We start from the raw sequence: 18,232 nt of genomic DNA on the forward strand, positions 1-18,232 counted from the left end.
TCACGGCCGCTTCCGAAACGTCTCCATGCCTCGCCCGGGACACGCCCCCGACGGATGGGCACGCTATTCGATGCCGAGCGCCATCGCCATGCGGACCAGATCCGCAATCGAGCGAGCCGACATCTTCGTCATCACCCAGGTGCGGTGGATCTCGACCGTGCGCGGGCTGATGCCGAGCTGCTGGCCGATCTCCTTGTTCGAGAGGCCGCGGATCAGAAGCTGCATCGTATCGCGCTGCCGATCCGACAGGCCCGCGAAGCGGCTCTTCAGATCGTCGCGCTCGAGCCGCTCCTTGAGCGAGCTTTCCGAAGCGACCAGCGCCTCGTCGACGCTGGCGATCAGGCGCTCGTTCGAGAACGGCTTCTCCACGAAATCGAAGGCGCCGAGCTTGATGGCCTGCACGGCAAGCTCGACATCGCCGTGGCCGGTCATCAGCACGACGGGGCGCGGATCGCCCTCGCTCTGCAGCCGGCGCAAAAGATCGAGCCCCGAGATCTCCGGCATGCGCACGTCGCTCACGATGCAGCCGGCGGCAAAGGGAGCCGCGAGAAAGGCGTCCGCACCCTCGTAGCAGGCCACGCTTAGCCCGTGCGTCTCGAGAAGCATGGCAACCGCGTCGCGCACCGAAGCCTCGTCGTCAATGATGCTGACCGTCTTGCTCATCGCCCTCCCTTTCCATCGGCAGTCTCAGGACAACGCGCGCGCCGCGCGGCGACGTTGTGATGGACAGCCCGCCGCCGTGCGCTTCCGCGATGGACCGGGCGACGGCAAGACCGAGGCCGGACCCTTCCGGCTTCGTGGTGGTGAAGGGTGCGGGCTCGTTGACGTCGAATCCCGGCGGAAAGCCGGGGCCGTCATCCTGCACCTCGATCAGCACGTCGCCGGCCGATACTGCAACCTCAGCCTTGATGGTGCCGCTGCGGCCGGCGCCCAGAATGGCCTCGGCGCCGTTGACGATCAAGTTATGGATCGCCTGCTGCAGCTGAACCCCGTCGGCGCGGAAAACCGGCAGGTCCGGGTCCACGTCGATCATCAGCCGGATGCCCTTCTTCTCGAGATCCTCTCCCAACAACGCCTCGAGCTCGGCGAGCTTATCCTTGAGATCGACGCTGCGCTTTCTCAGCGTTCCCTGACGTAGAAGCTCGCGGATGCCGCTCAGGACCTCGTTGGCGCGCGCGCTTTCGCTGCGGATCTTGTCGAGGGCGCGCGCCAGGAGATCCTGCCGCCCGTCCTCCATCGCCTTGGCGGCAATACCGGCGTAGGTGCTGAGCGCCGTCAGCGGCTGGTTGATCTCGTGAGCGATGGTGGCGGCAACCTCGCCCGCCGAGCGGATGCGCAGCGCCCGGTTGATCGACGCCTGCTGGTCGCGCAGACGTGCGGCCGCATCCTCGCGCTCGGCGACGATGGTTCCGACGATGAGGCCGGTGATGGCGAGCGCGATCATCAGGACCTGCAGCGCGCCGAGGCCCGGATCGGGACCGAAGCGGATCTCGGCGCCGATGATGAGACCGAGCTGGATGAGCAGGAGGCCGACCGCCGCGCCGGGCGGGCCGTAGCTCAGCGCGATCCAGAGCAGCGGAAGGAAGAGAAGATAGAAGAGCTGGAAGGCGGTTGCCTCCTGATAGCCGAACACCACCGCCAGCGCGCCGAGCAGCGAGGCGAGCTGAATCAGGACCAGCGGCTCGGCCCTCGGCCACGGCCGATATACGACGGCGAGCAGCACCAGCGGCGCGATGACGAGAATGCCGATGATGTCGCCGACGGCCGCGCGCCAGGCGACCGCGACGACCTCATTCTGAAAGATCGTTCCCGACCGGCGCAAAATCGCGACGTAGAGCGCTGCCGCCACCAGCGCCGCCGAGACGGCAACGCCGATCAGGGTCAGCGCATCGCGCACGTAGCGGAACCGGGGATCGAAGGTGTCGATGCGCTTCAGCGCGAGCCCGCCGGCGAGATACGTTCCACCGACCGCCAGCGACAGGATGATCTCGAGCCGGGGGCCGAGCGCCGCACCGCGCACGATCATGTCCGCCAGAGCCGGCGCGATGAGGACGAACGGCGCGTAGAACACGCCTCCGAGGAAGATCAGCGCGATGCTGAGACCCGGCGGTGGGTTCCACGGCGTGATGCCGAGGCCGCGGTACGGCTTCACGTAGCTCACGTAGTCGAGCGCCACGTAGCCCACGAGAAAAACGAGGCCGTAGGCAAGCCGTCGGTCGGACAGGATGCGGTGCACAAGGGAGCGGGCGTCAATCATGGCGTTGCCTCGGCCCGTCCTCTGCTGTTGCTGCGGCGCAGCCCATATTCCATCGCTCCTCACCCCGGGCGATACGTAATACTCCGTATGGAATGCTTCTACGTACTCGTGCCAATTGTGGAACCCGGACAATCACCGCAAGGTTATCGGCGTTGGAACACTCGTCAGGACGTCCCCAAAAAAGCACGGAGGATACGATGATCGATACACCCTCCACGACCGCATTCGAGACCCGGCTTCCGGCCGCCTACTCGCAGGGCTTTGCGCACGTCCGCATCTTGACCACCATCAATCCCGACGACACGGGCCCTCTTGGCGGGCTTGATTTGCTCGATGTCGTTCTGGCGCCCGACAGCCTCGTGAACAGCGCCCCCAAGCCTCCGCTCGACGATCTGCTGCGCGCAGACTGAGACCACCGATGCAGAGACCGAGCCTGCCGGGCGGCGCCAAGCTCTTCGATATCTTTCTCGTGGTCTCGGCCATCGTCATCATGACGGCCTTCTACCTCTCCTGAGCTTCGACGTCGAAGCCGGACCGATGGCCGCGACACGCGCGTCGCGGCCATCGCCGTTTGAGAGCCTCGCGATCGGGCCCGAGGCGGAATCGCGGATCTCTGCAGCGCCGCTCGCTCAGTGCAGCGCGCCATTTTCGGTGTCGGCCTGGAGAATGCCGGCGACGATCGCCTTCACGGCATACTCGGCCATGCAGCGATAGCCGAGATCGTTCAAATGAAACCGGTCGTTGGAGAGATAGGACGAGCCGGGGTTCTGGCGCGCGAGATCGGCCATTGTCTCGTAGCGGTTGACGAGCAGCACGTGCATCTCGCTCGCAACGGTCGCGATCTCGTTGACGATGCTCGTGTAGCGGACGTCCCTCGACAGGCGCTCGACGTATTGCGGATCGATCAGGACCACGTCGATCTTGTGGGAGGCGAGCCAGGACAGAGTCTCGCGCAACTGCTCACCGAACGTTTCGGCGTCGATGCGCGCCACCGCGTCGTTGGTGCCGACCTGCCAGACGACGAGGTCGGGACGCAGTTCGGCGATCTCCGCCTTGATGCGGTCCGCCGCGCCTTCCGCGACCTCGCCCGACTGGCCGCGCGCGTACATCTCCACTTGCAGTCCTTCGATGACGCCCTCGAGATCGTTCTCGAGGCGCACCGGATAGGTGGCGCGCGGCGAAGTGGCCCCGGCATCGACGGCCGCCGATGCGCCGAGCGCGATGACGCGAACCGGGCGGTTCTGCAGGATGGCGCGGCGCACGGCGCGGAGGGGCGCGCGGCCCTCGTAGGCCGGGCTCTTCACCTTGCACTCGACGGAGGCGCGCGGGTTCGAGAGGCGCAGCAGCGGACGGCGTTTTGCCCCTACCCCTGCAGCGGGTGCCGGAGCGGCAAGCGGAGCGGCCGGCGCCTGCGCAGGCGGGAGGGGCTCTGCCGCAGACACGCCGTGACCTGCAAGCGTGAAGCCAACGGCGGCTATCCCGACGCTCACGACCGATATTCGGCGACCCATGCCGTGGCCCTCATCACTATCAGCCCGAACGCCACGATCCCCGTGTCGAAGAGAAACGTCGGCTCACCGATGTACCTGGCGATCTGGCCCGCCAACGCGAGCAACGAGGCCACGCAGAATACGGCCAAGGAATTGCGGCCGAGGCTGCTGCAGTAACGCACCACAGGTCCCAGCCAGCGTGAAAGTACCGGAAAGGCCGGATAGAACGCAATCGCGATCGCGACCATGCTCAAAATCCGGACAGGCGAGAGATATTCTTTGTCGAAAAGAAAGAAATACCGCGGCCAGGGCACGTTCATCGGATCGGGGCGATAATCGATCCCTACGATCACGACGCCGACGGCGACGATCGCGACAGCAAAGGGCCAGAGGCCCCCGATCGCCGCCTCCCATCCGGGATATTTCCGCTTTGCCCCGATAGCGAGGAAGCCCAGAACGATCAGGATCTGCCACGACAGCGGATTGAAGAACCACGCGCCTTCCGCCGGCCAGCTCGGCAGCGTGAGCTGGAAGGCAAGGGTTGCCGCGTAAAGGGCGAGAGATGCGGCCAGCGCCAGGGCGAGCGACCAGCGCGACAGCAGCACGAACACGCTGGCCAAGAGCAACAGCACGACGTAGAGCGGCAGGATGTTGAAATAGCCGATCTGATAGCTCAGCAGGACCATGCCGATGGACGCGCGCACGGTGTCGGAGAATGCCGGACCTGCGCCGTGCCATTCGAGGAAGAGCGGGTCCGTGAAGGCGATGGCGCTTCCGCCCAACATGGCAAGCGCGATCGAGATGGTCACGATCTGGGCCCGCCAGATCTCGAACGTGCGGATGAGAAGGCGCATCACCACCTCTCCCAACGGCCGGGGCTCGGATCTACCATTGACGACGAACGCCAACGAGCAGCCGGCGAGGAAGACGAACAGCTCGGCCGCGTCCGAGATCGCGAACTGACGGAGCGTCAGGACCGAATAGCCCACGCCCGGGATATGATTGACGAAGATCATCACAAGGGCGACGCCACGCCAGAAGTCGATTGCATTGGGTGGGCGCATCTCGTGCTCGGTCGTCTTCTCGATCTTCGTGCCCGCTGGGCGCGCTTTCCGCCTTAAAGCTTACCCCGTCGCGCGAGACAAGCGGATGATCGAGGCCATCCGTCCGTATCCGTACCTGCGCGCTCAATGCGGTGGCCGGACGCACATTTTTTGCGCTGCAACCTTGAGGTCCCTGTGGCTTTGCTTATGTACGCGCCATCAGGAACTGCCTTGGGAGACCGCAATGATCGATGCTTCGAAGCTTCTCGACCTGGTCATCGGAGGGACGGCGCAACAGCCGGGCACAGGCTCCGTGCCCGCGACAGCCCAACGTCCCGGACCGGTTCCGCAAGGGTCCGATCTCCTCGAGCAGGCCAAAAGCTTCCTCGGCAGCCGCGGAGGCAGCTTTGCGGGCGGTGCGGCCGCGGGCACGCTTGCGACGCTGCTGCTCGGCAGCAAGGACGGGCGCGAGATCGCAGGCGACGTCCTCAAGCTCGGAGCTGCCGCCGCCCTCGGCGGCCTCGCCTATAAGGCGTACACAAACTATAAGGAAGGCAAGCCGCTCGTCGGCACGCGGGCGGCGGAGTTTCTGTCGGCGGCGCGCACGGGTGCGACGGTGCCAGGTGCGCCGCCCGCCAACGAGCACGCACTGCTCCTGCTCAGGGCGATGATTGCGTCCGCGCTTTCCGACGGCCTCATCGATGCGGAAGAGCGGCAGCGCATCGTCGGCCGTCTCGCGGATCTCGGCGTCGGCTCGGAGGAGCGCCAGTTCCTCGAGCAAGAGATCGCGATGCCCTGGTCACCACAGCAATTCGCGGCCGCCGCGTCCACTCCGGAGGTCAGAAGCGAGATCTATCTCGCGTCATCGATCGCCATCGAGGCGGACACGCCCGCGGAGCAGGCCTACCTCCGCTATCTCGCGGCCACGCTCGGCCTCGATGATGGACTCGTGCAGCATCTCGACGCCGCCGTCGCCTCGGCCAAGGGCCAGCAGCAGCCGGCGACGTCCGTTCCGCAGACGCGTAGCGCGGGGGCGTAACGCGCACGAAAGCGCACGCTCAGATCGGCTCGTCCGCCTTGACCTCGACCACGCCCACCTCAGGATCCATGATGTAGATCATGCGGTCCGGCCGCTCGCGGGCAAGGCGGACGGCAAGCGGGCGCGCCTTCGCCGCGTGCGCTTCGTGCTCGGCCTCGCTCCACCGGCCGGCCGCGGGGTCGTCGGGGTCAAGGGACGCCGTGAACGCTTCGGCCCAGGCGTTGAGATCGCGCGTGAGGTCGGGCGACAGGTCGAGAGCCTCGGGCGCGAAATCGCCGTAGAGATCCTCATCGAGCGCCCAGAGCGGATGGCAGTGATAATCGGCCATGACCTTGATGCGCGTGCAGCCCGAGGGATCGCCCGCAGGACCGGCATCGCTGTCTGCGCCGGGGAACGCAAAGGTCCCGCCTCCTGAGGCGGGCAACGTCGTAAGGCTCCTCGCAACGTAAACGACATAGGCCGCGATCAGCGCGGCGCACAGCGAGAGCACCGGCCATCCCGCATCCGCGACGCGCGTCAGCTTGCCGGCCGACAACGACCACAGCACGAACGCGGTGGCGACGAGATAGATCGCGAAGGCGTTGACGGTGCGACGCCGGCCCACGGGATCCGGCGCGTCCTCCACGTCGAAGATGCGGGGCGCGAGATAGAAGAGGTAGAGCGCCTGCCCGAACGCAGACGCGAGAAAGAACCAGGCGGCGATGTCGACGAGAAAGAGCAGGAACACGCCGCCCGCCAGGACGAGCGCGGCGGCGGACAGCAGCCAATGGCTTTGCGCCGTTTCGGTCCGGCTCGGCTTTTTCGCGGCAATGGCGGCAATGGCCTGGTCCAACAGACGCGACATCAGGGCTGCCCGCGTCGCCACGTATCCGGCGAACGCGTAAAAGGCGCCGATGGCCGCGAGCGCAATCTGGACCCCATCCACGGACATGTCCCCCTCCCCCCGAGACCCGCGGGGAACCCCGCAGCGTTCCGCACACTTATGAACCGGGCCGGTGAATCGCGCCAGCCGTCCCGGCGACCGATAGCCCGTCCCCGGCCAACGGAGCTCGAGATGAGAGATATGTTTCGTCTTTTCGCGGAAAGGGCGGCGCATGCCGTCGGCTCGCCCTGGGCGTTCCTCGCCGCCGTCGCGACCGTCGCCCTATGGGCCCTCGCAGGGCCTACTTTCGGCTATTCCGACACCTGGCAGCTCTTCATCAACACCGGCACGACCATCGTCACCTTCCTCATGGTGTTTCTCATCCAGAACACCCAGAACCGGGACGCGCGGGTGGTGGCGCTCAAGCTGGACGAGCTTTTGCGCAGCATCACCGATGCGCGCACGGGGCTGGTCGAATTGGACAGGATGTCGGACGATGACCTCGAGCAGGTGCAGAAGGAGTTCGAGCGCTTACGGGAGAGGTATGCGCCGCTGGTCGACGACGACCTCGCACACGTGGCCCGCGAGCTCCGCCTGCGAAAGGGCGGGAGCTGAGACGCCGGCCCCCATGAGCCCGGTCACGGTTTACCCGGGCCATACTCGACGCCGTGTTCGCGCCCTCAGGCGGGCGTCTGCATATAAAAGTAAGCATACACGACGGCAGCGGCGACCAGCGCGATCAGCAGCGACCGTGTGAGAACCCGGTAGGTCATGCGTTGCGGCGTGGCCTGCCGCGATTCCGTCGGGGTCACGATCTTGCGATCAGCCATTTTCCAAGCCTCCTCATTCTTATCCTTCCCAACGTGCGGAGAGGATTCCGGTTCCGGCGCCGCCACGGCCGGCTGGCCCTTAGGGATTTCTTCACCCTCATTTCCGATGCTAGGTCGGGGCTTTGGGGAAACGGCGGGACGGCGATGGCTTTGTGGAAGACGCTCGTTTCATCGCTTTCCGGCGATAGCGGCAAGCCCGGCGGTCTCAGGCTCAAGCCAGAGGATTTTCGGGCTCCCCGGCGGATGCGGGAAGGCTACCTCTGGAGCGATAGCCTGATCATGCCGCGTCCCTGCACGATCCGGGACATGTCTCCGCTCACGGCCCAAGTTGTCCTCTGGCACGACGACATCAAGCCCCAGGTTCTGGCGCGTCCGCTCAAGCTCTACGTGAGCACCGACCGCCAGGAAGCCGATTGCATCGTTGCCGGCCGCGACAACAACGTGCTGTCGCTGCGCCTCACGAGCGCCTTCCGCGCGCCGACGCGGACCTATCCATAACCGCCGAGGCGCGTCAGCGGCGCTCGTCCCACCTCTACGAGTGGGCGGGCGGACTCCTGCGACCGCTCAAGGATTCTTGACGTCCAGGGTCCCCGAAACGTCCGCGCTCCGGGCGCGAGCCTCGCAACCTGCTGCTTCGCGACCGCCGCGGCACACTCCAATCACAGCGTCGGCAGCGCGTCCCGCTTCGGCCCCGGTCGCCCGGATCCGCTCATTCGTCCTCGCCCACTTTATGCCAGCCTCCGGTAGGCGCTCGACGCTTGCCTCCGGCAAGACCTTGATGCTCGCCTCCGGCAAGACCTCGATGCTCGCCTTCGGCAAGGCCCGACCCTTCGGGCTTCAATTCCTTCTGCACGCCTCACATACACGCAGAGGGCGTGACATAAGCCGATGCAATACTAATCAGTGTAATATTGTTATATATCAGAATATTATGCTTCTTTTCTCATACTTCTTTTAAGCCAACTTTCAGAAAATCGGCTCACAATTTTAAGCATGTGAGAGAGGTCGTCCATGTCACGAGCCGTAAGCCCCACACGACGGGAAGTTTTTTTCGAGCCCGATGAAATCATCGTCTCGAAGACTGATCCCAAAGGCCGACTGGTCTACGTCAACGACGTATTCATGCGCATATCCGGTTACACCGAGCGTGAGCTCCTGGGAAAACCGCACAGCATCATCCGTCACCCGGACATGCCACGCGCCCTCTTCAAGGCGTTGTGGGACACGTTGCTGGCCGGCCAGGAGATCTTTGCCTACGTCAAGAATATGTCCAAGAACGGCGATCATTACTGGGTGCTTGCACACGTTACGCCGTCTTTCGACGCCAACGGCACGGTGATCGGCTGCCACTCCAACCGTCGGGTGCCGCAGCGTAACGCCATTGAAGCCATCGAGCCTCTTTACGCGGAGCTGGTCGCCACCGAGGCCAAGTACCGCAACGCCAAGGAAGGGCTGACGGCCAGTTTCCGTCAGTTTGTCGAAGCCGTCAAAACCAAGAACATGAGCTATGCTGAATTCGTCCTCTCTCTCTAGGGCGTTCATCGCTGCTGCGATCGCACCCCCTGCACTCCTCGCTTCGCTCATCTTCACGCAGCTCGACTGGCAAACCCCGGCGAGCCTTGCGTTGTATGCTGCGCTCGCGGCGTCGCTGGTCGCCGCCGTCTGTCTCCACAAGAGCAGGAGCGCCATACGCCAGGCCGGGCGCGTCTGCCGCGCCGTCTCAATGGGCGACTTCGAGTCCCGTATCATCGATATCCGCGAGCGGGGCGAACTCGGCACGCTCTTGTGGTCGATCAACACCATGATCGATCGCACCGATGCCTACGTCCGGGAATCGGCGGCTGCCATGGATGCCGTGCGCGCCAACAAATATTATCGCCGCATCCGGGAGGAGGGGCTCCTCGGCGCCCTCCTGACCTCGGCCCGCACCATCAATGCCGCCATGGCCGCCATCGACAACCGCATCAAAGCATTCGAAAGCGCGACGGAGTCCTTCGAAGGATCGGTCCGGGAGATTGTCGAAAGCGTGTCGACAGCCTCCGGCCGCATGGGCGACACGGCAACGACGCTGAGCGCCGGGGCCGGGGAAACCTCGGTAAAGGCCGCGGGCGTCGCGGCGGTGACCGATCAAGCGACAACGAACATCCAGTCGATCGCCGCCGCCTGCTGCGAGCTCACGAGCTCTGCCCAGGAGGTGGGCAATCAGGTCGCGCGCTCCGCCGAGCTCACGGAGCGTGCCGTCGCACGCGCTACGGATGCCGAACGGACCATGAGCGCGATGAGCACGGCAGGACAGAACATCGCCGCGGTTGCCGGTCTCATCCGGGATATCGCTTCACAGACCAACCTCCTCGCCCTCAATGCCACCATCGAGGCGGCGCGGGCGGGAGAAGCCGGAAAGGGCTTCGCCGTCGTCGCGGCAGAGGTGAAGTCGCTCGCGTTGCAGACGGCACGCGCCACCGGCCAGATCGATACCCACATCACCGAGGTGCAAGTCGCGACCGGCGACGCGGTCGAAGCGATTTCCGAAATCAGCCGCATGATCTCGGACGCGCACCAGATGACGCACAGTGTCACCGGCACTGTCGCCGCGCAGGCCATGGCCACAAACGAAATCGCGAGCAACATCGATCAGGCCCTCACCGGATTCCACGACATCGCCGGCAACATCCACGGCGTGACCGAGACTGCCGGTCAGACCGAAGCTCTGGCCAAAGGCACCCGAGAGGCGTCGATCACGCTGTCATCGGAATCCCAGCGCCTGGCAGCGGCGGTCCGCGATTTCATCCTCGCCCTGCGGCGTGGCCCGCTCGACCGGCAGCAGGATGACAGGCCCTTGTCACATGGGACGCTCCCGGCCACCCTTAAAAAGCCGGTGTTAAAGCTTGTTGCCTGAGCGGATGACCTGCCTTCGTGCGGTCGGGCAACCATAACCTCTGAACCCTGCGGTGAGCCGATGCTCATGGCCCGGAGCCACCCCGTGCGTTCTCTTCGATCTGATCGTCGCCGGGCTGGCGCGGCGCCAATGGCGTGAACAAGGTGCGGTCGGGCTTGAGATCGATCAGCGGCGTGCCGTCCAGGCAGTCGAGCCCGCGCACGAACAGGTTGGCGCCGTCGACCGAGACCAGACGGACGATGTGCGTGCCGATCGGATTGGGACGCACCGGCGTGCGAAGGCTGAACGTGCCCCGGGCAACGCCATCGTTGCGCGCGCATTGGTGCACGAGATCACGCCTCGACAGATGCAGCCAGTACAAGATCTCGAGGCGCTCGAACGCCGCAATGCCGTCGAGAGCGGGCACCCAGGGATCGAAAACCTCGATGCGGCATGTGGGGCCGTCGAGGCGCCCTTGCCGGGGGCAGGCCAGGCGGTCGGTCCAGGGCGTGTGGCAGCGGCCGATGAAGTAGAGGGCTGCATCGGTCGCAGCCGGCAGCGGCACGGCTTTCTCGCCGTCGCGAATCTCGTTCAGGCGCACCATGGTGTGAGCACCTCGTCGCCGACAGCGATCCTCGCATCCGGGGTCTTGAGCATGGCGATTTCCTCCTTGCCGAATCTAGGCTCTCTCACAACGCGTCCGCTTCCCTCTCATTCATGGCCTACTTGACGCCGGTGAACTCGAGCGCATGCTTCCTATCATCTCTCGCATACCCCAATTGAACTCTGATCCCGTATTTCCGGAACGAACTATGGCAGCGGCCGCCGTCGGTATGTCTTTGCTAAGCGCGAGCGTTTAGGTCTGCATGGAGGTGAAGAGCGGCGCGTGAACAGCTTCGCCGAACGAGCGCAAATGATCCGAGGCCTACTTGGCCTATCGAGATCGCGTTGCTGGGAGGATGCTGACCTACCCGCGACGCGTGTTTGCAGCATCCGCCGAGGCACTCCACCGGTGCAGACGGATGAAGCCGTAGAAGTAGCCGAGCCAGAGAGGGATGGAGAGGCCATAGAAGATGAGCGTCCGCAACGACCACAGCGGCCAGAAGCCAGCGGGACCGATGGCAATCACGTTCGGGTAGAACGAGAAGAGAGTGGAGCGCCACCTGTTCCAAAGGAGGGTTACTTCCGTGTTGCGGGCCTCGGCGGTCTTGGCGTCGTTGAAGACCCGTTCGCTATTGCGCTTCAACCACCACCAGGAATCCTCGTTGATCAGCTCGAGTCCCCGGTCGGACCGGTTGCGCATGTAGATGTACCGGATGTCGCTCGTATTGCCGCCAGCATCGGGATTGCTGCGGCGAATTTCTGTTCCGGTCACGATTCCGGTTGTCCATGTGGGACGTGCGTATTCCCATGCGAACCAAAGGGGGAGGCCCACCACGAGCGACGCGAAGGCCAAAATGGCTGCGCCCCGGCGCCATAGGACATAGGCGAGGACGCCAATCGCGAGCAGGACAATATATCCATAAGACATCCAGGCGTAGAGCATGCCTCAAACCTCACCTTCACCAGTTTTTGCAGCGATCGGGCCGTTGCAATTTGTCGATGACGATATCCTGCCGCGGCGGGAGCACCTAGGAGGATGCGAACCTGTGAGTCAGGCGGGTTCTCGACCGCATGCGATTTGGCGAGCGGAGCCTAGGCTGGCTCTCACGCCATCGGCAAGCATTCTCGTTGCGGGGCGCGGTCGACCTTCGGCGCATACAGCAACCGCTTCTGGACCGGACGTTCGGTCACATGCCGGCCTTAATATGGACAGGGCTTACCCGTGAGCTTGCTGCGGAGATGACTGAGCGGCAAGCTATGTTCCATGCCTGGGACGAGAGTGAGTGAAGGCTCGTTGGGCACTTTTCCATGGATCTGCCATGCCTGTGAAGAAGATCGGTTTCCTCTCATTCGGCCACTGGTCGCCCTCACTACAGTCAGGGACGCGATCGGCGTCCGATGCGCTCCTGCAGTCCATCGACCTTGCTGTTGCCGCCGAAGAGCTGGGGGCCGACGGCGCGTATTTCCGCGTGCACCATTTTGCCCGTCAGCTTGCCTCGCCGTTTCCGCTGCTGGCGGCGGTCGGCGCGAAGACCAAGCGGATCGAGATCGGCACCGCGGTCATCGACATGCGCTACGAGAATCCCCTGTACATGGCCGAAGACGCGGGCGCGGCCGATCTCATTGCCGGCGGCCGCTTGCAACTTGGCATCAGCCGCGGCTCGCCCGAGCAGGTGATCGACGGCTGGCGCTACTTCGGCTACCAGCCGGTCGAGGGCGAGACCGACGCCGACATGGCCCGGCGCAACGCGGAGATCCTGCTCGAGGTGCTGCGCGGCGAGGGTTTCGCCAAGCCGCATCCGCAGCCCATGTTTCCGAATCCACCCGGCCTCCTGCGCGTCGAGCCGCATTCGGAAGGCCTGCGCGAGCGCATCTGGTGGGGCGCTGCGACCAACGCCACCGCAGAGTGGGCGGCCAAGCTCGGCATGAACCTGCAAAGCTCGACCTTGAAATTCGACGAAAGCGGCAAGCCCTTTCACATTCAGCAGGCCGAGCAGATCCGTGCGTATCGCGAGGCGTGGAAGGCAGCCGGCCACACTCGAGTGCCGCGCGTGTCCGTCAGCCGCAGCATCTTCGCACTGGTGGATGACCGCGATCGCGCCTATTTCGGACAGAGCGGCAAGAGCGAGGATCAATTCGGCTTCATCGAGCCGGAAAGGCGGGCGGTCTTCGGCCGCAGCTACGCCGCCGAACCCGACGCGCTCGTCAAGCACCTGGCAGAAGACGAGGCCATCGCCGAGGCTGATACGCTGCTGCTCACCGTCCCCAATCAGCTCGGTGTCGATTACAACGTGCACGTCTTGGAGACGATCCTGAAGCACGTTGCGCCCGCCCTCGGTTGGCGCTGAAGCCAGCCGAGCCATACGACCAAGCTTGGAAAGCCTTAGCCGTACCCGATGCGAGGTCGATGCAGCGGCCGCACTGACCGAGAGTTCGGCGTGTGCGTGTGGTTCAACGCGGCCTAGTGTTGATCGGCTCATCTCATGCAGTCAGTTGGGAGGGGCGCGGCGCATTGACCGGCTAGTCTGCGGAAAACACGACCCGCACGCCGCCCCGGCCAAGAGCCTGGGCCAAACCCGTGGGGTCGTCCACGCGACCGAGGCGCGTATACGCGTACGACGAGCTGAAGGTCAGGTAGAACACGACCAAGGTGTCCGAGCCGTAGAGCATAAGGTCGCCGTTACGGATCGTTCCCGGTCGGCTTGCATTCGTGGGCAGCGCTTTGGGCAGGTTGGCGTGCTTTTCGTTGCCGTTGAGTTCTGCCATCTCCAGGGTCAACGGCAGCAGCGCCGCAAACGCGTGGGCTGCTTCGTTGTCGGCCAGGGTGATGGCGAAACGCCGCTCGCCGACGGTCATCCACATACGAGAGTCCTCCGGTTTGACAATGGCCGTCTCGGCGACAGCGGCAGGCGAACCTGATGCGCCGGGCTGGGCGGCTTGACACTCCACCAGCGCGAGCAAGCCACAAAGAACGCTCAACACGCGCGAAGCCCACAAGCTACGGGCGTGGTGTTGACGACCGCGAGGGATACGCGGGCTCATGTCCATGGCTCAGTCCTTGCCGATCTGATCCATCTGCTTCGCGTCCATGCGGCCGCCATGCACGGTGATCTGGGCGAAGGCTGATTCGATCTCACGCAGGTCTTCCGGCGTGAGATTGACGTTGATCGAGCTGAGATTCTCGCGTGAGTGGTCCAGATTGGTGGTTCCCGGGATGGAGACGATCCAGGGTTTTTGTGCCGCCAGCCAGGCCAAGGCGATTTGCGCGCGCGTGGCACCCTTCTTTTTGCCGAAGGCCTTCAGGATGTCGAGGATGGGCTGGTTGGCCTGCATGACCTCGGGGCTGAAGCGGGGGAAGGTCTTGCGCAGGTCCGTCTTTGCGTCGAAGCCGGCCTGGGCGTCCAGCGGCAGCTTGCCGGGCAGGAAGCCTTGGCCCAGCGGTCCCCACGGCACGAAGCCGATGCCCAATTCCTCGCACGCTTGTAGCACGCCGTTCTGCTCCACGCTGCGCTCCATGATCGAGTACTCGGTCTGGATCGCTGTCACGGGCTGCACGGCGTGGGCGCGGCGGATGGTGCGCGCGCTCGCTTCCGACAGGCCGAAGTGCAGCACCTTGCCCTGCTGGATCAGATCCTTGACCGTGCCCGCTACGTCCTCGATCGGCACGGTCAGATCGACTCGGTGCTGGTAGTAGAGGTCGATGCGATCGGTCTTCAGTCGCTTGAGCGACTCCTCGACCACGCGGCGAATGCGTTCGGGGCGGCTGTCGAGACCGTTGGTGCCGTCGATCTTGAAGCCGAACTTGGTGGCGATGGCCACGTGATTGCGCATCGGCCCCAGAGCCTCGGCGACGAGCTCCTCGTTCACATAAGGGCCATAGACCTCGGCGGTGTCGAAGAAGGTGATTCCGCGTTCGTAGGCGTCGCGGATCACGCGGATGCTCGTCGCGCGGTCCACGCCCGGCCCGTAATGGCCGGGGCTGTTGCTCATGCAGCCGAAGCCCAGCTCCGACACCTCCAGGCTGCCCAGTTTGCGCGTCCCAATGATGTACGGCCGGCTGCTGTTGCCAGCGCCTTGGGCGATTTGCGCGACAGCGGGGGCAACTGACGATGCACCGATCGGCAGCGCTGCGCCGGCAGCCGCGATGCTCGCTGCCTTCAGGAAGTCGCGCCGGCCCGCAGCCACGCCGGACTCTTCTACAGTCTCGCAATCATTGATGCACTGCGTGCTCATGTCCGATGCCTCCACACTGACTTGGTCATGCCCCGAATGGTGGACCCGGGAACGCAACGCGACTAGCTAATGAATACTTAATAGCTATATTAGTGTTGCTAATGACTGCTTCCTGGGAAACGTCATCATGGCCAGACGCAACCTCAACGATCTCCTGTATTTCGTGACGGTGGGGCGGGAAGGCAGCTTCACCCGTGCTGCCTCGTTGCTGGGCGTAACTCAGTCCGCGCTCAGCCAGGCGGTCAGCGGCCTGGAGGCCCGCCTTGAGATTCGGCTCCTGACACGCACCACGCGCAGCGTCTCGCTCACCGCTGCCGGCGAGCGCCTGCTGAATGCCATCGGCCATCGCTTCGATGAGATCGACGCGGAGTTGGATGAACTGACGGAGATACGGGACAAGCCGGCTGGCACGGTGCGGATCACCTGCGGTGAGCATGTGCTGCGAACAACCCTGCTGCCGAAGCTCACGCCATTGCTGCGCGACTATTCCGATATCAAGGTCGAGTTCGACATCAACTACGGCTTCCGGGACATCGTGGCCGATCGTTTCGACGCCGGCGTGCGCCTGGGCGATACGATCGACAAAGACATGATCGCGGTCCCCATCGGGCCACAGTTGCGCATGGCAGTAGCGGCCTCGCCGGCGTACTTCCGGACCCATCCCATCCCCAAGACTCCGCGTGACCTGCTCAAGCACATCTGTATCAATCAGCGTATGCAGTCCGCAGGGGGGCTCTACGTCTGGGACTTCGAGCGTCGTGGCAAGCAGGTAAATGTGCGGGTGGATGGGCAGCTCATCTTCAACACGTCGCCCAGCATGGTCGATTCCGCACTGGCGGGGCTCGGCATCGCGTACCTGCCAGAAGCGGAGTTTGCACCACACATCGAGGAAGGACGATTGGTGCGTGTGCTGGAGGACTGGTGTCCTCCTTTTCCTGGCTACTATCTGTATTACGCAAGCCGCCGGCAGCCTTCACCCGCATTCTCTTTGGTGGTCGACGCCTTACGCGTGCGAGCTTCAGGATCGCCGCGCCCTGGATCGCGAGCGAGGCTATGATCCCGGCGCGACGATACTGGGCTGCTGTCCCACAGTCCGGCGCAAGCCGACAAGTTCACCGGGTGCGAACCAAATGAGCGGGACCAATCCATGAGAGCCATCGCAAGATTTCTTCGGCGAGTGGCGGTGTTAGGCCTCGGCATACTCAGCATTTGGCTGATCGTTGACGTCTTTGAGCTCACCGACGATAGAGTGCCTACGCTTCTAGCGCTCGGCATCACTTATGGCATCGCGGCCTACATCATCCTGCCGCGCGCGGTCCGTATGGGCCTCAAGATTCTCCAACGCAATCACGTACCGCGTTTCACGGTCACGGGCGATGGCCTTCTCGGCGATCCCGTCAATCTGGCGCTTGTGGGCACTTTGGAGCAACTGCGTGCTAGCTTCTCCGCGTCCGGCTGGGTCGAAGCGGAACCACTGAATATCAAGACGTCGTGGCGCATGGCGCAGGCTTTTGTTCTGAACAGGCCCTACCCGACGGCGCCGTTCAGCACCCTCTATCTATTCGGACGCGGACAGGACATCGGTTTCCAGAAGGCCATCGGCAATAGCCCACGCAAGCGCCACCATGTCCGCTTCTGGGCAAAGGACGTGGCAACCGCGCAAGAAAATGCAAACACACTCGACTTCTGGCTCAACACCGACCGCCCTCAAGATTTCGAGCCCGCCCTTTGGGTGGGAGCCGGAACACGAGATATCGGCTTCTCGCTGACGCGGCTTACGTTCCAGGTCACGCATGCAACTGACGCTGACACCAACGCTGAGCGCGAATTTATAATCGGCGAGTTAACTCGATGTGGCGCAATCCGGCATGCGATGTTGTTCAAACCCGGAGACCGCCTGGAAATTGTCAGTCACTACGTCTCCGACGGTGAGATCGCCGTCGCCGAGATCGTATAGTCCCAGTAGCGGAAGACGGTGGCAGTCGTCCGGAGCATGCCGACAGATGAGGTCCGCAGGTCGGCTTGGCGGTAAAAAGCAGACGCAGAGCTGGGATGTCGAACGCGCGTCCTTAGTTCCGGCGCACTTGCCGCAACTCTAGGAATGTTGGTGTCTTTGACCTCAAAGCTTTTGCCTAGCGCCAAAACTGTAAGGCGAATCGTCATCGCTTGTTTTTCGTGCTTGAGACCGTGGATGAAGAAGCGATCCGTCGCCCTATGGGTCGTCGATTGCGTCGATCAGCATCGGTCGCGATCCGAGAAAAACAGTCGAGAACGACATCGCCGCGATCCGTGACGTCTCGATAACGAGCCTTGGCTTTGCGACGATGACAACAAGGTGCTTCAAGGCGGAAGACTGCGCATCACACTGCGGCGCTTACGCTAAGCTGCTCCCAGGCGGAGGCGAGCGCCGCTGCAGCGCGCGACACGTCTTCGCTGGTCGTTGCGCGGCCGAGCGTCAGGCGCACGGCGCCGACGGCTTGACCGGCGGCATAGCCATGCGCCGTGATGATCGATGATGGCTTGTCCTCGCCGGCGTGGCAGGCCGATCCGGTCGAGGCGGCAATCTCCGGAGCCGCGGCAAGCACCGCGTTCCCCGCTGTCCTCGGGAATAGCACGTTGAGCGTGTTGGGCAGTGTGGGCGCACCAGCGCCGACACGTTCGAGATCCGGCACCTTGCTCGACAGCTCCTGCCAGAGCCGGTCGCGCAATTGCGCGATGCGCTGCGCATCCTCCGCGAGCCGCTGCCCGGCAATGACACAGGCGCGGCCCAGCCCGACGATAGAGGCGACGTTCTCTGTTCCGGGACGACGGCCGCGCTCCTGCCCGGCTCCAGCGAGTGGGCTCGGTAGATCATGGCCACGCTTGAGGAATAGCGCGCCGATGCCCTTGGGCGCATAGAGCTTGTGGCCGGCGATCGTCATCGCATCGATGCCCCATGCCGCGACATCGATCGGCACCTTGCCGAGCGATTGCGACGCGTCGGCGTGGATCGGCGCACCG

General features: G+C 64.1%; 20 protein-coding genes. 9 read left to right on the plus strand and 11 right to left on the minus strand.

Translation table 11 applies throughout. The annotated features are described in order from the left end of the window. Positions 1–63 precede the first annotated feature (63 nt). Both V7082_RS03180 and V7082_RS03185 read right to left on the minus strand, forming a co-directional pair. Complete coding sequence (locus V7082_RS03180) at positions 64–663, minus strand: response regulator transcription factor (protein ID WP_334146172.1); 600 nt, start codon at positions 661–663, stop codon at positions 64–66. After that, positions 638–2,257: an ATP-binding protein gene (locus V7082_RS03185; RefSeq protein WP_334146173.1), complete on the minus strand. Its 1,620-nt coding sequence runs from the start codon at positions 2,255–2,257 to the stop codon at positions 638–640. The genes V7082_RS03180 and V7082_RS03185 overlap by 26 nt, the downstream gene beginning before the upstream one ends. Positions 2,258–2,454: 197 nt before the next feature. On the opposite strand from V7082_RS03185, the gene V7082_RS03190 reads away from it, so the two are divergent. Next, on the plus strand, positions 2,455–2,667 hold the full coding sequence (locus tag V7082_RS03190; RefSeq protein WP_334146174.1) for a hypothetical protein: 213 nt from the start codon (positions 2,455–2,457) through the stop codon (positions 2,665–2,667). A gap of 219 nt (positions 2,668–2,886) precedes the next feature. Here V7082_RS03190 and V7082_RS03195 read toward each other — a convergent pair whose 3' ends face one another. Both V7082_RS03195 and V7082_RS03200 read right to left on the minus strand, forming a co-directional pair. Continuing rightward, on the minus strand, positions 2,887–3,747 hold the full coding sequence (locus V7082_RS03195) for an SGNH/GDSL hydrolase family protein (protein WP_334146175.1): 861 nt from the start codon (positions 3,745–3,747) through the stop codon (positions 2,887–2,889). After that, positions 3,744–4,811, minus strand: coding sequence for an OpgC family protein (locus V7082_RS03200; protein WP_334146176.1), 1,068 nt, complete (start codon positions 4,809–4,811; stop codon positions 3,744–3,746). The genes V7082_RS03195 and V7082_RS03200 overlap by 4 nt, the downstream gene beginning before the upstream one ends. Positions 4,812–5,034: 223 nt before the next feature. Here V7082_RS03200 and V7082_RS03205 point away from each other — a divergent pair, with 223 nt between their 5' ends. Continuing rightward, complete coding sequence (locus V7082_RS03205) at positions 5,035–5,829, plus strand: tellurite resistance TerB family protein (protein WP_334146177.1); 795 nt, start codon at positions 5,035–5,037, stop codon at positions 5,827–5,829. A gap of 19 nt (positions 5,830–5,848) precedes the next feature. Here the strand turns inward: V7082_RS03205 and V7082_RS03210 are convergent, their stop codons facing one another. Beyond that, complete coding sequence (locus tag V7082_RS03210) at positions 5,849–6,760, minus strand: hypothetical protein (RefSeq protein ID WP_334146178.1); 912 nt, start codon at positions 6,758–6,760, stop codon at positions 5,849–5,851. Positions 6,761–6,883: 123 nt separating this feature from the next. Here V7082_RS03210 and V7082_RS03215 point away from each other — a divergent pair, with 123 nt between their 5' ends. Beyond that, the gene (locus V7082_RS03215) at positions 6,884–7,306 is read left to right on the plus strand and encodes a low affinity iron permease family protein (RefSeq protein ID WP_334146179.1); all 423 of its coding nucleotides are present in this window, start codon (positions 6,884–6,886) and stop codon (positions 7,304–7,306) included. Between the two features lie 65 nt (positions 7,307–7,371). Here the strand turns inward: V7082_RS03215 and V7082_RS03220 are convergent, their stop codons facing one another. Further along, complete coding sequence (locus V7082_RS03220; RefSeq protein WP_334146180.1) at positions 7,372–7,521, minus strand: hypothetical protein; 150 nt, start codon at positions 7,519–7,521, stop codon at positions 7,372–7,374. Positions 7,522–7,665: 144 nt separating this feature from the next. Between V7082_RS03220 and V7082_RS03225 the strand changes: the two genes are divergently transcribed. From V7082_RS03225 to V7082_RS03235, 3 genes are all read left to right on the plus strand, one after another. Continuing rightward, a complete protein-coding gene (locus V7082_RS03225) occupies positions 7,666–8,019 on the plus strand; it encodes a hypothetical protein (RefSeq protein ID WP_334146181.1) in 354 nt (117 codons plus the stop codon). A gap of 513 nt (positions 8,020–8,532) precedes the next feature. Further along, on the plus strand, positions 8,533–9,054 hold the full coding sequence (locus tag V7082_RS03230; RefSeq protein WP_334146182.1) for a PAS domain-containing protein: 522 nt from the start codon (positions 8,533–8,535) through the stop codon (positions 9,052–9,054). Next, a complete protein-coding gene (locus V7082_RS03235) occupies positions 9,029–10,417 on the plus strand; it encodes a methyl-accepting chemotaxis protein (protein WP_334146183.1) in 1,389 nt (462 codons plus the stop codon). The genes V7082_RS03230 and V7082_RS03235 overlap by 26 nt, the downstream gene beginning before the upstream one ends. Positions 10,418–10,481: 64 nt before the next feature. On the opposite strand, the gene tsaA is transcribed toward V7082_RS03235, so the two are convergent. Both tsaA and V7082_RS03245 read right to left on the minus strand, forming a co-directional pair. Continuing rightward, a complete protein-coding gene (tsaA, locus tag V7082_RS03240; RefSeq protein WP_334146184.1) occupies positions 10,482–11,000 on the minus strand; it encodes a tRNA (N6-threonylcarbamoyladenosine(37)-N6)-methyltransferase TrmO in 519 nt (172 codons plus the stop codon). A gap of 363 nt (positions 11,001–11,363) precedes the next feature. Further along, on the minus strand, positions 11,364–11,942 hold the full coding sequence (locus V7082_RS03245; protein ID WP_334146185.1) for a DUF1523 family protein: 579 nt from the start codon (positions 11,940–11,942) through the stop codon (positions 11,364–11,366). Between the two features lie 382 nt (positions 11,943–12,324). Here V7082_RS03245 and V7082_RS03250 point away from each other — a divergent pair, with 382 nt between their 5' ends. After that, a complete protein-coding gene (locus V7082_RS03250) occupies positions 12,325–13,347 on the plus strand; it encodes an LLM class flavin-dependent oxidoreductase (protein ID WP_334146191.1) in 1,023 nt (340 codons plus the stop codon). 172 nt (positions 13,348–13,519) lie between these two features. Here the strand turns inward: V7082_RS03250 and V7082_RS03255 are convergent, their stop codons facing one another. Both V7082_RS03255 and V7082_RS03260 read right to left on the minus strand, forming a co-directional pair. Next, the gene (locus V7082_RS03255; RefSeq protein ID WP_334146186.1) at positions 13,520–14,047 is read right to left on the minus strand and encodes a cyclophilin-like fold protein; all 528 of its coding nucleotides are present in this window, start codon (positions 14,045–14,047) and stop codon (positions 13,520–13,522) included. Positions 14,048–14,050: 3 nt separating this feature from the next. After that, positions 14,051–15,232 carry an aldo/keto reductase gene (locus tag V7082_RS03260; RefSeq protein WP_334146187.1) on the minus strand — a complete coding sequence of 394 codons (1,182 nt, stop codon included), beginning with the start codon at positions 15,230–15,232 and terminating at the stop codon, positions 14,051–14,053. Positions 15,233–15,359: 127 nt separating this feature from the next. On the opposite strand from V7082_RS03260, the gene V7082_RS03265 reads away from it, so the two are divergent. Both V7082_RS03265 and V7082_RS03270 read left to right on the plus strand, forming a co-directional pair. Further along, entirely contained in the window at positions 15,360–16,289 is a 930-nt protein-coding gene (locus V7082_RS03265; protein WP_334146188.1) for a LysR family transcriptional regulator, read from the plus strand. Between the two features lie 90 nt (positions 16,290–16,379). Beyond that, complete coding sequence (locus V7082_RS03270) at positions 16,380–17,189, plus strand: LssY C-terminal domain-containing protein (protein WP_334146189.1); 810 nt, start codon at positions 16,380–16,382, stop codon at positions 17,187–17,189. A gap of 403 nt (positions 17,190–17,592) precedes the next feature. On the opposite strand, the gene V7082_RS03275 is transcribed toward V7082_RS03270, so the two are convergent. Then, the coding region (locus V7082_RS03275) for a cysteine desulfurase family protein (protein ID WP_334146190.1) at positions 17,593–18,232 on the minus strand (640 nt) is incomplete at its 5' end.

This window comes from Hyphomicrobium sp. (genome assembly GCF_036833075.1).
Classification (GTDB): domain Bacteria; phylum Pseudomonadota; class Alphaproteobacteria; order Rhizobiales; family Hyphomicrobiaceae; genus Hyphomicrobium_C.